We start from the raw sequence: 15,205 nt of genomic DNA on the forward strand, positions 1-15,205 counted from the left end.
GTCGCAGACTTCACGTTGGCGGTGCTGAGGTGCAGTTCCTGACCGGGCAAGTACAGCGTGGTCCCGGTGTCGTCGCGCCGGATCAGCCGGTCGCCAGAGGCGTCGTTGAGGAACCGGGTGATCTTCGACCCCTCGGTGACCTTGCTGAGCTTGCCTTCGGCGTCCCACTGCAGGTCCTGCGTGGCGCCGCCGACGACCCGCTGCGTGGTGTTGCCGCTCGCGTCGTACTGGTACGAGGTGAGCGTGCTGCCCCCGACGCTGGTGGTGTCGAGGCGGTGCCCGGCGGTGGCGTAGTTGTAGGTGGTGGTCGGCTCGCCGGGCAGCTCGTGGCGCTGCTCGGTGGTCCGGTTGCCGGTCTTGTCGTAGGTGTAGCTGCTCCAGTACTTCGCCGGGCCGCCCAGATTCGCGACCGTGCGACCGCTGGCCGCGCAGCTCGCCGTCGCCGGCGTCCACGCCTCGGTCATCCGCCGTAGGTAGTCGTGGCTGAAGCACTGGTAGTCGGCCGCCTGGCCCGACGCGGTCGGCTGGTCGAAGACCGAGACCACGTTGCCGATGGCGTCGTAGGTGTAGGTGGCGTTGTAGACGCTCGCGCCGCCGTTCGGCCTCGCGCTCGCCGTGACCAGGCGGCGGGTCGCCTCCTCGTAGGTGAACTGCAGCAGCAGCGACTTCTTCCCGGAGCCGGTCGCGCCGACCGTCACGCTCAGCGGCTCGGCGAACGAGTTGTACGCCGTCGCCTGCACGTAGCTGGACGCACCCACGGTGGAGATCGGCAGACCCCACGCGTTGTACCGGGTGGTCAGCGTCTCCGCCGGCAGCGAGGCGAGCTCCGGCATCGTGGTGGTGTCGGGGGTGCCGTCGAAGTTGTACGTGGCTGAGTAGTCGTAGTTGCCGGCCAGCCCACCCTCGATCATCGGGATCGAGACCCGGGTCTTCGTGGGCCGCTGGAGCGGGTCGTATTCGACCACCGAGGTGCGGTACTCGTCGGAGCCGACCCACCGCGACGACGACGTCGGCAGGCCGAGCTTCAGGGTGTCGTACACCCAGCTCGTCAGCTTCTTCTCCGGCGTGGTCGTGATGTCCTTGACCTCGGTCGGCCGGCCGATGGCGTCATACGACATGCCAAGCTTGTTGCCGCGGGCGTCGGTGGTGGTGGCGACCTCGCCGTACTGGTTGTAGGTGAGCGTCGACTCGCCCCGGTCCGGTTCCTTCACCCGGTTCGGCCGGTGCAGGTCGTCGTAGAAGTACTCCCACTTGTTGCCGGCCGAGTCCTCGACGACGCTCTGCTGGCCGTCCTTGGCGTAGCTGAACTTCGTCTCGTCGTAGACCCCGGGCGCCTTGTACTGCCACAGCTTCGAGACCCGGCCGCGCGCGTCGTAGGTCGCCGCGGTGGTCGTGCCGCCCGCCGGCGGGGTCACGGTCACCCGGTCCCCGTCATACGCGGTGGTGGTGCGCCACTTCTCGTACAGGCCGGAAGCGTTGTGCCCCATCAGGATCTCCGCCGTGGTGCGGCCGGCCGCGTCGTATTCGGTGCGGACCTGGTTGGGCAGCGACGCCTCATTGACCGGCAGGAACGTGAAGCCGGGCGGTGCGTCGTTGGTCATCGGCCCAGAGCGCTTCACGATCCGGTTCTGCGTGTCGTACTCGATGGTGCTGACCGAACGACCACCGGTGGGGCTGGCGATCTGCGTCTGCCGCAGCCGCAACAGGCCGTCGTACAGCTCGTACTTCGAGGTGTACTGCGGCGCGAACGTGCCCACCGGCTGCCCCGACACCTGCGACGGCGACTGGAGCGTCGACGTCATGACAACGGAGTAGCCCGTCTGGCTGATCAGGTACGAATACGTGCTGTCCGGCGAGTCGACACCCCGTTTGCGGGTCGGCCCCCACACGTTGATGACCCGGCCCAGCGCGTCGAGCTCCGCCTCGGTCGTCACGTCGTCGTTCGTGTCGTCGACCATCTTCACCGGCGCACCCCACGCCGGGTCGTTGTCGGTATAGGTCACGTGCCCGATCGGGTCGGTGGTGATCACCCGCGTGATCGGCCCGTTGCCGGTGCGGACGTAGTCGGTGTGGGTGAGGTTGCCCTTGACGTCGGTCGAGTCCGTGACCCGGCCCGTCGCGTCGTAGACGGCGGTCGACTTCGTCTGGTAGGTCGCCGTGCTCGCCGCCGCGCCCGTGTAGCCGTTGACCTCCTCCACTTTGGTGACCAGCCCGCGGTCACCGATGACGCCGAAGGTCGCGGACTGGTAGTAGTTGCGCGAGTCGGTCAGCACGTCGCCCTTGGCCGGGTTGGCCACCGAGCAGAGCACCGACAGCTGCTGCACCCGGATCGGCAGGTTGATCAGGTACTTGGCGGTGTTGGACGCGAACGTGTACTTCGTGCACTGGTCGTCGCTGCCGTCGCCGACCACACCCTGGTTCTCGATCTGGGTGACGGTGCCGTCCGCGGCGAAGCTCTTGACGACCTTCGTCTCCCGGACCGTGGTCGGCGTCAGGTACGTGTAGCCGTGGCTAACCTCGATGTCGGCCTTCGTGGCGTTGGTGGTGCCCCACGGCTTCGTCTGCGTCGCCTGCGCCGCCGACACCCACGGATCGTCGATGGTGGTCGACAGTTTCGTGGTCTCACCGAGGAAGCTGGTCGTCTCGCGGGTCATGCCGGCGAACCGGTCGTCGTCGGGGATCGTCCCGCCGCGCGAGTCGGTGACGTTGACCGTCTTCGTGCCGCCGGAGCCGTTGCGGTCCCCGTTCATGCCCCGGAAGAACCGGGTCTCAGTCTTACGGCGCAGGCCGTCGAGGCCGTTGCCGGTGCGGGTGATCACGGTGCCGTAGCCCCGCCACTGCGACCACGTCTTGTCCTCGACCGGGATGATGCCGTCGATCTCGTCGAAGTGCCACGCGGCGTCGCCGACGTACTCGTAATCCGTCACCACCGGCTGCATGCCGCTGTACGCGTCGGCCTGCGTCACGCGGTCCACGACGTACTTGTGGAACCAGTCGATCCGGTTCGGATACGCCTCGTCGACACCCTTGACCGGCATGCACCGCAGCGTGTTCGCCTGCGGCGAGGCGGGCAGGCTGGTGGTCGAGCAGTTCGTCGGCATGTAGCGGACCGCGATCTTGCCGCCGGACTCGCTGGTGATGCCGATGATCCGGCGCCACTTCAACGGGGGCACGTTCCCGCCGTAGTTGTCGACCCGGTTGGCCATCGGCTCGCCGTCGAAGGTGACCTCGTTCGCGGTGATCGGCGTCGCGGCAGCCAGGCCCTTGTGCGTGATCCCTTCCAGCCACATGGCATAGCCCGTGGAGGCGTCGTCACGGATGTACGACTGGCGCAACGTCCACTCGTCGACCGGACGGAACCCGACACCGTTGTTGTTCAACACCTCGGTGCGGATCTTGTCCAGACGCTTCTTGGTGAAGAACGCCGGCGAGAACGTCTGGTTGCACGGCGCCGCATCACAGGTGAGGTCGGTCGGGGTGTCCTGGAAGTCCGTCGGAGCCGAGCAACCACCGACGCACCGGCCGGCGGTGTCGAAGTACACCCGGGCCAGCGGCGGGGTCGAGTAGATCGCGTCGCTGCGCTGGCCGTAGTCGATCCGCTTCAGATTGCCCGCGCGGACGTACCAGTCCGGGTGGTCGGCGTCGCCGTAGCGGGCGTAGTTGTTCGTCTCCCGCTCGTAGAAGTACGACATCGTGTTGCCGTGCACATCGACCGCGTAGTCGACGTTCCACTTGTACGCCTGCCGGCACCCCGACGCCTGGAAGTTCGCACCATTGCACGGTTCACCAGGGTGGTTGCCGTACACCGGCACCGTGAAGACCGACTGGGTCTCCTCACCGCTCGTCCAGCCCGGCAGCCGGTTCTGACCGAAGAAGAACTGGGTGCCGTCGGGTGAGGTGAACTTCCAGTGCTCGCCGTTGTCGTCACCGTTGTTGAGCCCGGTGTTGAACAGCTGCTCCACCTTGGAGCCGTCGTCGTTCTTCAGCTTCCACGTGTTGCTCGTGCCGACCCGCACGAGCTCGGAGGCCCTACCGTTGAGGGTGATCGAGGCGTTGTCCGAATACCAGCACTGGTCCCCCGTCGGCCGGGACTTGTTGTTCGCGTCGCCCTCGACATCCGTCGCACACGGCTTGTAGCGGCGCTCGATCTGCCCCGGCGCGAACTCGAAACCCATGCCGATCCACGACGCCTGGTTGTTCGCCCCGGCCGTGCGACCGTCAACACCACTGGACGCATACGCCAGGGAGATCGTCGGCGACGGGCCACCGTTCGCCGGCGGCACACTCAGCGGATACGACCACGTGAAGTCACCCGTCGAACCACCACCACCCCACGCCGCCGACTCACTGAGCGAGGTCGCCCCGAAGTTACCCGCACCACCGGAACCGGCCGCCTGCAACGCCAGCATCTTCGACGCCCCACCGGCGAGGTCGAGGTCACTGCTCACCACCCCGGCACCGGTGTTGTTCACCGACTGCAGCGGCTTGCCCACCTGACACTCACTGCGCTCCGGTGTCGTCGCCGCACACTCGGGCAGCTCGACCAGCCGCAGCCGGGAGCTCCACGCACCGCCATACGCGTCGCGGAACGACCCGTAGTCCACCTCGACCGCGACCCGGTTGTTGCTCATCGCGGCGTCCGGACGGGCCACCTTCAGCAGCAGACCGTCCACTTTGGACTTCGCCGTCCGCGCCCGGTCGAACACCTCGACCCGCACCGCCGCCGGACCGACCAACGGGACCTTCCGCAGATCCTCCTGCACCGCATCACGAGCGTCACCGATGAACACCGGGCTCCCGCCGGCCCGCGTCGGACCCGCCTTCGCGGCCCGCACGACATCGGCGTTGGTACGGGCGGGCTCGGCGGCGAGCCGCCGCGCGGCCAGGTCGACGGTCGCGGACTCGGCCTTCGGCCAGCTCACGGCGGGCGCCGCGGTCAGCCCCAGACCCTGCTCGGCATCCGCAAACCTTGCCGGCTTCACTCGCTTCGCGGTGTCCTCCGGCACCTTCCGGTCCACCTGGTTCGGATTCGCCACCAGCGGATCGACCGGCGCCGCCACCGCCGGCAGCGTCGCCAGCCCCGAGGCCAGCAACGACAACGTGACCGTCAGGACCGTCGCGCCGACCGCCCGGCGACGCCACCTGCGCCATCGTCGATGGTCCGGCAATGGATCTCGAACGGCGTGCAGCATGGACCGCACCACGGCGTCCTCCCCCGCATCGGCAACCGTAGATCCGCCTCCCAGGCGGATTGCAGATGCATCATGCATGTGAATACATCACCGAACAAGGGATTGAGTTCTCTCGCTCCCTTCCTTAAGCTGCGGCCGCTTCCATCGACCAGACGGGGAGGATCAATGGTGGGCGAAAGCATCCCGCTGCGCAGAGCCCAAAAGTGGGCCATCGCACTCACAGTGACCGGGTTGGCCGCATCAGTGCTGGCCGTCACGCAATTCGGGTCGCACGACCGTCACGCACAGCAGTCAACCGGCACTGCCGCCGGCACTGCCGGGAGCGGCGGGACCGACTCGGAGGCGAGCGGCCCGGGCGCCGTCCAGGACCCGGCCGTTACCAAAGCCGACGCGCCGATCGCTGCCCTGTTGAGTGAGGCGAAGGTCACCAACAAACCTGTCGAGATCACGCAACGCCGGACCGAGACGACGGAGTTCTTCATCAACCCGTCCGGCACGTACACCATGAAGCAGTTCGCTGCGCCGGTGCGTGTGCAGCAGGACGGCAAGTGGTCCGACATCGACCTCACGCTGATCCGGGACGCGAAGGGCGTGGTGCGGCCGAAGGCCAGCTCGGTCGATGTCAGCTTCTCCGGCGGCGGCAAGGGCGACCTGCTGACCCTCAAGGGCATCGGCGGCACGTTCGCGCTGACCTGGCCGACCGAGCTGCCGAAGCCGCGGCTCGAGGGGGCCAACGCCGTCTACCCTGACCTGCTGCCCGGGGTCGACCTGCAGCTCACCGCGCAGCGCGAAGGGTTCAGCAAGGTCTTCGTGGTCAAGAACCGGGCCGCGGCCGGCAGCCAGGCGCTGCGCAAGCTCACCTTCGGGGTGCGCACCGCCGACCTGAAGATCACCTCGGCGGTGGACGGCGGCTTCAACCTCGTCGACCGCAACGGCACGTCCGTGCTCATCAGCGACGCACCGATCATGTGGGACGAGCCGGTCATCCCGGCCGGGCTGAGCAAGTGGGAGGCGGAGCTCGTCGAGCCGGCCCACCACGCCACGATGCGCTCGGTGATCGGCGAGGACCAGCTGTCGGTCGAGCCCGACCAGGCGATGCTGGCCCGCACCGACCTCAACTTCCCGGTGTACATCGACCCGTCCGGCACCGTCACCAACAACGGCAACTGGACGCACATCAACCAGGCCAACGGCAACACCTCCTACTGGACGACCGACCGGGACCGGGCGAAGGTCGGCTACTCCGGCTATGCCACCACGAAGACACCGTGGCGGTCCTACTTCCTGTTCGGCGTGGAGAACCTGGTCGGCAAGCAGCTCACCAACGCGGTGTTCTCGATCAACCTCGACCACTCCGCCAGCTGCGGCGACACCCCGGTGATGCTGTACGGGACCAACAACGTCAGCTCGGCCGGATCGGTCACCTGGAACAACTCCAGCGGCAGCAACATCTGGGCGACGCACATCGCCACCGGCTGGGGGCACGCCAACGAGGACACCGGCTGCGGTGGCCAGGCGGCTCCCGACATGACGATGTGGATGGGTGGCTACGACTACCCGCTGGTGCGCCAGCACATGCAGCGCGCGGCCAACGGCGAGTTCGGCGGCCAGATCACCTTCGGCCTCAAGGCCGTGGACGAGGGCCAGAAGCTGCAGTGGAAGCAGTTCCACCCGTGGGGCGCAGCCCTGAGCATCGAGTACAACACCACCCCCGACGTGCCGCAGGAGCTCAACACCGTGCCGGCCACCACGTGCGGCTCGGAGAGCAGGCCGACCCGGCTGCCGGCGGCGATGCAGCAGACGAAGTTCAGCGCCCTGCTCCTGGACAGCGACGCCAACACCGTGCACGGCGACCTCCAGGTGCTGCAGGGTGCGACGGAGACCGTCAAGCACGCCGCCAGCACCGTCGGCGTGGCCAACGGCTCCGCGGTGTCCTGGCCGGCCGTCCCGGCCGGTGTGCTGCAGGCCAACACGGTCTACTCCTACCGTGCCCGCAGCGGCGACGGTATCGGCACCAGCCCGTGGAGCAGCCGCTGCTTCTTCATCATCGACACCACCGGACCCTCGGTGCCGACGATCAGCAGCACCGACTTCCCCGACGGCGACCCGGTGAAGGACGTCGGCCAGACGGGCAGCGTGCTGTTCAAGCACGCACCCGCCGACACCGACATCGCCGGCTACGCCTACGGGTTCGCCGCGGACAAACTGACCGGGTGGGTGCCCGCCAACAGCACCGGCGACGCCACCATCCCGGTCACGCTGTGGACCGACCCCGACACCGGCTACGCGAGCAGCGACCTGTACGTGCGCTCGGAGGACTTCGCCGGCAACCAAAGCGTCACCACCGCCAACCCGTACCAGCTGATGGCGAACGACAACGGTGCCGTGCCGCCGAAGAAACGCGGCGACGTCAACGGCGACGGCAAGGGTGACATCTCAGCGATCATCGACGCCGGCGGCGACCGGTTGCGGGCCTGGACGCTGACCTCCAACGGCCTCGACGTCGACAACAACCTCGACTTCTCCACCCAGACCGTCGGTTGGGACACCGGCCGGGACGGCTCGTCGTTCGTCACGATGCGCTTCGTCACCGGGGACTTCACCGGCCCCTCCGGGGCGCCGGACGGACTGTCCGACCACGCGCTGTTCCGGCAGGACCCGGACGGCCTGATCCGCATGTTCCTGCTGACCGCCCGGGGCAACCGCTTCGACATCCTGCAGGACCCGGTCTGGACCAGCCCGGCCGCGCCGGTCGATCCACTGTGGAACATCGCCAACCTGCGGTTCGTGCCGGGCGACTTCGACGGCGACGGCAAGGCCGACGTCGCGGCGGTCCGCGGCGACCTGACCGGCACCGGCTCGACCATCTGGGTGTGGAAGCAGAGCTCCGGTTCGGCCCAGTACACCGCGACGCAGTGGGCGAGCACGCCGGCGATCAACATCACCACCGCCACCCCGGTCGGCGCCGACCTCGACGCCGACGGTGACACCGACATCACGTTCATGAAGGCCGACGCGGTCGACAGCATGTCGGCGCTGGTCTACAAGTCCAACGGGGCCGCGCAGACGTTCCAGACGCCCAGCGGTCCGGCCTGGTCGTCGGGAGCGGGCAACTTCGAGTACCGCCGGGCACGGTTCGTCGCCGGCAACTTCGACGGCGACACCACCAACGGGAAGGGCAAGATCGATATCGCGGTCCTGTACGACTACGGCACCAGCAGCAACTTGGCGGTGTGGGGCTGGAACGGCACCGCGATCACCTCGCTGAGCGTGTCGCCGACGTGGACCTCGTTCGACGTGCGCAAGGTGAAGGAACTGCAGGCCTCGGACTTCGACGGGGACGGCAAGGACGACCTGGCGATCTTCCGCGACAGCTCGATCGTCGGCACCACCGAGCTGCACACGGTGCGCAACTCCGGCACCGGCTTCACCGCGGCACCGCTGATGGTGCGCAGCTGGACGGTGTCGGAGAAGCCCGAGCGGCGGGCCGCGTGGCGCTTCGACGACACGGGCAGCGGCACCGCCGTCTTCGACGAATACGGCGACTACCCGGCGAAGATCTTCGCCGGTGGGACCCGGGTCAACGGTCGCAAGTTCTCCACCGACCCGTCCGACCGGGCGCTGTCGCTCAACGGCACCAACCAGTGGGCGGCCACCAGCGGCGCGGTCGTGCGGACCGACCGCACCTTCACCGTCGCGGCGTGGGTGCGGGTCACCGCGACCAACAGTTGGCAGACGGTGGTCGGTTCGCAGGGCACCTGGCAGTCCGGCTTCTACCTGCAGTGCACCATCGACGGCCAGTGGCGCTTCGTGTTCGCCAACACCGACGTGGCATCCCCGACGGGGTATTCGTTGGCGCAGGGCAAGACGCTGGCACAGGCCAACACCTGGACCCACATCGCGGGCGTCTACGACGGGGACACCGGCACGATCAAGATCTACGTCAACGGCGTTCTGGAGGGCACCAGCATCCGGGCGACCCCATGGAACGCCTGGGGCCCGATCCAGATCGGCCGAGCCGAGGGGCGCCTGGGCGGCGGATCCAACTACGTGGGCGGGACGATCGACAATGTCGACATCTTCGACCACGCGGCGTCCTCCTACGAGATCGCCCAGCTCGCGACGCCGTAACCCGTACAGCACAGCGCACAAGAGGCGGTTGAGCAGGCCCGCGCACCGGGCCTGCTCAACCCCGATCTTTACCGACCCGGGCGCATCGCGGCGGCGCTCACCGGCCCTGGTCGTGCGGAACGGTGACCGTGACGGTGCAGCCGGCCGCGCGGCCGATCTCGTCGTGACCGCGGTAGGTCAGCGTGTAGACCCGGTCGCCGCCGTTGCCGGCGCGCTCGGCGCGCAGCTGCCCGGTCAGCGACGGCTGGCCCGAGACGAACCCCGTGACGTCCGAAGCGTCGCCACCGGTGACGTCGGCGAGCTGGAACGCGTGTGGTCCGAGGACGCCGTCCGGGAGGTCGACGCTCACGTTGACGTCGACCATGCGGTGGTTCGGTGGCCACAGCCGCGGCCGGTCGACGGTGCAGTTCAGCTGCCGCTCGGGCAACGGTTCGTCCAGCGTGGCCACCGCGTGCCCGATGGTGGCGGTGAGCCGGGCACCGGCCTCGTAGTACATGTGGACGGTGGTGCCGTCGAAGTAGAAGGTCGGTGCCGCCGAGCGGCCCAGGTCCGGCGCGGCTGCCATCGAGTCGTGCACGACGCCGAGGTGGACCTCCTGGTCGAAGTTCTCGCCGACGTCCACCGCGTGCATGTCTCCGTCGGCCGCGTGGAAGATCACCAGGTTGCGGCCCTGCCAACGCAGGTAGAACGGGCCGGAGGCGTTGGGGGCCTCGACGCCCTGCGGGGTGACGATCGGCTGCGGCTGGACCGTCCAGTTCCGGGCGTCGGTGGAGACCGCCCAGCGGATGCGCCGCGCCACCGGACCGGTCGGGCCGGGGAGCGCGTTGATCGGGTTGTCCATGAACAGCATCAGGTACCGGCTGCCGAGCCGCGGAATCGACTGTTCGAAGACCCGGGCGTACGAGGTCTCGCGGCCGGTGCTGTCGTCGCTCTGGACCGCCGCGCCGCCGTATTCGAAGTGGATGCCGTCGTCGGACGTGGCGTACCGGGTGATCGAGTTCTCGCCGTGGAAGTAGAGGAAGAGCTTCTGCTCGCCTTCGACCCAGATGGCATGCGGCGAGGAGATGTGGCTGACCGTGCCGTAGTACGGCAGCCAGGTGTTGGAGACCAGCGGGTTGCTCTGATACTCGGTCCAGGGGCCGTTGATGGAGTCGGAGTAGGCCAGGGAGATGCCGCCCGGCTTCTCGTGCGGCGCGTAGTACAGGTAGTAGGTGCCGAGCGGGTGCGCGAAATAGTCGGCCGCCCGGATGACACTGGGGAAGATGAACTCGTTCGTCGGGTTGTACTTCAGCTTCGTCTTGTCGAACGCCGTGCCGACGTAGGTGAAGCTGGGAAAGCTGAACGGGGTGTCGGCCGGCGCGGCCGTGGCCGGTGTCGCGGCGAGGGCGGCGGTGACGAGTCCGGTCGCCGCAGCGCAGGCGGAACGGCGGACGAGGCGCTGAGATGTCACAGAATTTTCTCCCTTGGTGGACGGCGGTCGACGTCGCGCGGCGGGCGAACCGGCGCCGCCGGCGGCGGTCGTTCGACAGGCACGACCGACCGTCCGGGTGATGAACGGTGAACGGTGGAGATCGAGCAGCGGTTCGACATCGGAACCAGGGGTTCCACAATGGACGGTCACGCCGCTGACGGTGGCGGCGGCGGGTGCCGGCTGGTCGTAGCAATACGCCATGTGGCCCTCCTGCCGCTGAGTGTTACCGGCGTGTTTCTCGAATGGTGGTGGGCGCACTCCGGGCAGTCAAGACGATAATACGTATTATCTAGGTACGCTGATGCCCTCGGCGTCGACCGGCTGACGGACTGACCGGTGTGGTGTGCGGTGGCCACCTCGCCGCCACCGCACACCGACCCGGTCATACGATCACTTCGGCTACGGCATTTCCCGCGCCTGCTGGTCCAGCCACTTGAGCATCGCCTGGGTTGTCTCTTCCGGCTTTTCCTGCTGGATCCAGTGGCCGCAGTCGAGATTGACCACTTCCACGTTCGGCACGAAGTCGGTCAGTCGTTCCGACTCCGCGATCGCGTCGCGGTCGCCGTAGATCATGAGGGTGGGCCGGCGGATGATCGGGTCCACGTCGGCCAGCAGGTGCCAGTTGCGGTCGAGGTTCCGGTACCAGTTGATGCCGCCCGTGAAGCCCGACGACTCGAACGCGGAGACGAAGACGGCCAGTTCGCGGTCGCTCATCAAGGGATCACCGAGCGGCGTCTCCGCTCTGGCGAGATTGATCAACGACATGCCCGGCTGAGGCTCCGTGGGGGGCTCGTTCTTCCGGTACATGTTGCGAAGGAACTGCACCGTGTGCGCCTCGAGGACGGCGTCCGCGACGCCCGGCTGCCGATTGAAGTGCACGAAGTAGAAGTCGCCGCCGAACACCTCTTCCATGAACTCGATCCAGGGCTTTGCTCCGCGCTCCTGGTACGGCAGGCTCAGGTTGATCACCTTGTTGACCCGGTCCGGGTGCAGCAAGGTCAGGCCCCAGACGACGAACGCACCCCAGTCGTGGCCGACGAAGGTGGCATCGGCATAGCCGTAGTGGTCAAGCAGCGCGACGAGGTCACCCGCCAGGTGTTCGATGTCGTAGGCGGTCACTTCGGCCGGACGGGACGAGTTTCCGTAGCCCCGTTGGTTCGGGACGATGACGTGGTAGCCCGCTGCGGCCAGGGCCGGCATCTGATGACGCCAGGAATAGGCGAGCTCCGGCCAGCCGTGACAGAGCACGACGGGTCGCCCCGCATTGTGCCTGCCGGCCTCGAAGACTTCGAGCTCCACGCCGTTGACCGCAATCATGGTGGGTTCGGGGAAATCGGTGATCATGCCGCCATCTTGCTGACCGGAACCGGTCACCTCATGACCGGTTTTCATGGAAGTGTTGCCGGGGTGCGAGCCGACCGGCTGATGGCCGTCCTCTTCCTGCTGCAACAGCGCGAGCAGGTGACAGCGGCAGAGGTCTCCCGGGAGCTGGAGGTCTCCGAGCGCACCGCCCGCCGCGACCTCGACGCCCTGGCCATGGCCGGGGTGCCCGTGTACTCCATGCAGGGCCGGGGCGGCGGCTGGCGCCTCGTGGGCGGCGCCCGCACCGACCTGTCCGGGTTGACCGCGAGTGAGGCCCGCGCCCTGTTCCTGGTCGCCGGCCCGGCCTCGGCCGCGACGCCGGCCGTGAAGGCAGCGCTGCGCAAGCTCGTCCGAGCCCTGCCGGAGCCCTTCCGGGTGGAGGCCGAGGCAGCGGCGTCGTCGCTGGTCACGGACCCGCAACGCTGGGGGTCGAGCCGGATCGAGCGCCGGGCGCCCCGATTCCTCGACGAACTCCAGGACGCGGTGATCCGCGGCGTCCAGGTGCGGCTCGGCTACGTCGACGGCAACGGCGCCGAAACCGAGCGAACCGTCCACCCGCTGGGCATCGTCGCCAAAGGTCCGTCGTGGTACCTCGTCGCCAACACCGGGACCGGCCGGCGGACCTTCCGCATCGACCGGGTGTCGTCCGCCGACCCGACCGGCGATCCCGTGCACCGGCCCGAAGACTTCGACCTCGCCGCGAGCTGGCGCGAGGTCGCCGACGAGGTCGACCGCAGGCTGACACCCCTCGAGATCCGGGCGGTGTGCGTGCCCCACGAGATGGGCCGGCTCCGGATGGCGCTCGGCGACCGGCTCGAGGTGGGAGGCTCCACGGCCGACGGCCGCATCGAGGTCGTGATCCGCGGCTACGACGAGTACGCGCTCGCCGGCGAGCTCGCCGGGATGGTCGAATGGCTCGAGGTGACCGGCCCTCCTGGCGTACGGGACCACCTGGCCGCGATCGGCAACGCCCTCGTCGAGCGATACGGCTGAGACCGGTCGCGCGGGCGACGCAGGACGTGGGCCCTGGGAGAGTTCACCCGGGGCCCACGCCGTCATTGCCGCCCTACGGGCGCGGTGTGCTCACCGGCGACCCGCGTACAGCTGCGTCACGTGCTCGGCGCTGAGCTCGTAACCGTACAGGCGGAAGTCGTCGATCAGCCCGTCGAACCTCGCGTCACCCCAGCTCGTCCCGCCGATATGACGCTGCGGCGGGACGAGGGGTGATCGTCATGGTTGATCCTCAATCTCTTCAGTGCCGGTGGGAGCCGGCGGGGTGGCACAACAGAGAGGAGTCGTCTGATCTTGCTGGTTCGGTGCCCTGTAGGCCAGGGTTAGCGGGCCATCCAGCCTCCGTCGACGACCAGGACGTGGCCGTTGACGTAGTCGGCGGCGGCGGAGCTCAGGAAGACGGCCGCGCCGGCGATGTCGGCGGCCTCTCCCCAGCGGCCGGCGGGGATGCGTTCGAGGATGGACCGGGAGCGGTCCGGGTCGGCACGCAGCGCGGTCGTGTTGTCGGTGGTCATGTAGCCGGGCGCGATGGCGTTGATCTGCACGCCGAGCCGCGCCCACTCGTTCGCCAGGGCCTTGGTGACGCCGGCGACGGCGTGCTTGCTGGCGGCGTACGACGCCACCCGGAGCCCGCCCTGGAAGGACAGCAGGCTGGCGACGTTGACGATCTTGCCGTGCCCACGTTCGGTCATCGGCCGCCCGAACGCCTGGCAGAGGAAGAACAGGCCGCTGAGGTTGGTGTCCACCACGCGGTCCCACGACCGCCGGCTCACGTCCACCGAGTCCTGGCGGTCGATGATGCCGGCGTTGTTGACCAGAATGTCCACCTGACGGCGGCCGTTGACCTCGGCCGCGACCCGGACGACCGCGTCGTGGTCGCTGACGTCGAGGTCGACGACCTCCACGTCCCGGCCGAGGCCGGCCACCTGCTCCCGGGTCGCCGACTGGCTGCCCGGCCGGCCCAGCAGGACCAGGTCGGCGCCCGCCTGGGCGAGCCCGAGCGCGATCGCCTGGCCCAGGCCGCGACCGGCGCCGGTCACGACGGCGCAGCGGCCGGTCAGGTCGAACGGCGAGGTCACAGATCCTCCAGCGGCACCGGGGTCAGATCGGTGTAGTCGTTGTTCTCGCCGCCCATCGCCCAGATGAAGGCGTACGAGCCGGTGCCGACGCCGGAGTGGATCGACCACGGCGGCGAGATGACGGCCTCGCGGTCGCGCACGACGAGGTGGCGGGCGGCGCCGGGCTGGCCCATCAGGTGGAAGACCCGGTCCTTCTCGTCCAGGTCGACGTACATGTAGACCTCGGTGCGCCGGTCGTGCAGGTGCGGCGGGAACGTGTTCCACACCGAGCCGTCGGCGATGACGGTCACGCCGAACTGCAGCACCGAGGTCTGCAGCTCCTCGCCCCAGGCGTACTTGTAGAGGTTGCGCTCGCTCGCGCCCTGCGCCGTGCCGAGCTTGATCGGCTCGATCGCCGAGTGGCTCAGCAGGGCCGTCGGGTACGCCGCGTGCGCCGGGGCGGAGACGAAGTAGAACGCGGCTTCGGGGCCGGTGAAGCCGACCTCGTTGCCGCGGCCGACGAACAGTCCGTCGAGGTGGCGGAGCTCGAACTTCTCGTTGTTGACCAGCACGTGACCGGACTGGCCGACGTTGACGATGCCGAGCTCGCGGCGCGCCAGGTGCGACGGCGTGCCGAGCACGTCCCAGGCCGGCAGCTCGAGCTGGCCGTCACCGGGGACCGCGCCGCCGACGACCAGCCGGTCGTCGTGGGTGTACACCCCGTGCACCTCGCCGGCACGGAACAGGCGCTCCACGAGGAAGTTCTTTCGCAACTCCGCAGTCGTTGCCGTCTCAACCGTGGACGGCGATGCGGAGTACCTGACTTCGATCAAAACTTTCTCCTCGTTTGTGAACCGCGTTCCGCTACGTGAACTGAGCGACCATACCTATCGCTCCGATCACAGGTCAAGGGGCTGAAGTCTGTTCTTCTATGTGAACTGTGGTTTAGTGTTGGACGCCGGGCGCACACGCACCGTTGA

At 68.4% G+C, this 15,205-nt stretch carries 8 protein-coding genes; 2 read left to right on the top strand and 6 right to left on the bottom strand.

The window, feature by feature from the left end; genetic code table 11:
* On the bottom strand, window positions 1-5,192 hold a 5,192-nt coding region (locus AB0I21_RS39285), incomplete at its 3' end, for an RHS repeat protein (RefSeq protein ID WP_360568765.1).
* 408 nt (window positions 5,193-5,600) lie between these two features.
* On the opposite strand from AB0I21_RS39285, the gene AB0I21_RS39290 reads away from it, so the two are divergent.
* Window positions 5,601-9,323: a LamG-like jellyroll fold domain-containing protein gene (locus tag AB0I21_RS39290; RefSeq protein ID WP_360568766.1), complete on the top strand. Its 3,723-nt coding sequence runs from the start codon at window positions 5,601-5,603 to the stop codon at window positions 9,321-9,323.
* A gap of 97 nt (window positions 9,324-9,420) precedes the next feature.
* On the opposite strand, the gene AB0I21_RS39295 is transcribed toward AB0I21_RS39290, so the two are convergent.
* On the bottom strand, window positions 9,421-10,773 hold the full coding sequence (locus AB0I21_RS39295; RefSeq protein ID WP_360568767.1) for a hypothetical protein: 1,353 nt from the start codon (window positions 10,771-10,773) through the stop codon (window positions 9,421-9,423).
* Window positions 10,774-11,193: 420 nt separating this feature from the next.
* Window positions 11,194-12,243, bottom strand: a complete 1,050-nt coding sequence (locus AB0I21_RS39300; protein ID WP_360568768.1) for an alpha/beta hydrolase — start codon at window positions 12,241-12,243, stop codon at window positions 11,194-11,196.
* On the opposite strand from AB0I21_RS39300, the gene AB0I21_RS39305 reads away from it, so the two are divergent.
* Window positions 12,220-13,149 carry a WYL domain-containing protein gene (locus tag AB0I21_RS39305; RefSeq protein ID WP_360568769.1) on the top strand — a complete coding sequence of 310 codons (930 nt, stop codon included), beginning with the start codon at window positions 12,220-12,222 and terminating at the stop codon, window positions 13,147-13,149. The genes AB0I21_RS39300 and AB0I21_RS39305 overlap by 24 nt on opposite strands.
* Before the next feature lie 90 nt (window positions 13,150-13,239).
* On the opposite strand, the gene AB0I21_RS39310 is transcribed toward AB0I21_RS39305, so the two are convergent.
* The 3 genes from AB0I21_RS39310 to kduI all read right to left on the bottom strand — a co-directional run bounded on the left by AB0I21_RS39310 (window position 13,240) and on the right by kduI (window position 14,998).
* Complete coding sequence (locus tag AB0I21_RS39310; RefSeq protein ID WP_360568822.1) at window positions 13,240-13,356, bottom strand: LamG-like jellyroll fold domain-containing protein; 117 nt, start codon at window positions 13,354-13,356, stop codon at window positions 13,240-13,242.
* A 134-nt stretch (window positions 13,357-13,490) separates the two neighbouring features.
* Window positions 13,491-14,246, bottom strand: a complete 756-nt coding sequence (kduD, locus tag AB0I21_RS39315; RefSeq protein ID WP_360568770.1) for a 2-dehydro-3-deoxy-D-gluconate 5-dehydrogenase KduD — start codon at window positions 14,244-14,246, stop codon at window positions 13,491-13,493.
* Window positions 14,243-14,998: a 5-dehydro-4-deoxy-D-glucuronate isomerase gene (gene kduI / locus AB0I21_RS39320; protein ID WP_360568771.1), complete on the bottom strand. Its 756-nt coding sequence runs from the start codon at window positions 14,996-14,998 to the stop codon at window positions 14,243-14,245. The genes kduD and kduI overlap by 4 nt, the downstream gene beginning before the upstream one ends.
* Window positions 14,999-15,205 lie beyond the last annotated feature (207 nt).

The sequence above is a fragment of the Dactylosporangium sp. NPDC050588 genome (genome assembly GCF_040654975.1).
GTDB classification, from domain to species: Bacteria; Actinomycetota; Actinomycetes; order Mycobacteriales; family Micromonosporaceae; genus Dactylosporangium; species Dactylosporangium maewongense.

Coding starts and splice junctions, on each gene's coding strand:
- AB0I21_RS39305 (WP_360568769.1), top strand. CDS start 12,220: ATGGCCGTCCTCTTCCTGCTGCAACAGCGCGAGCAGGTGACAGCGGCA.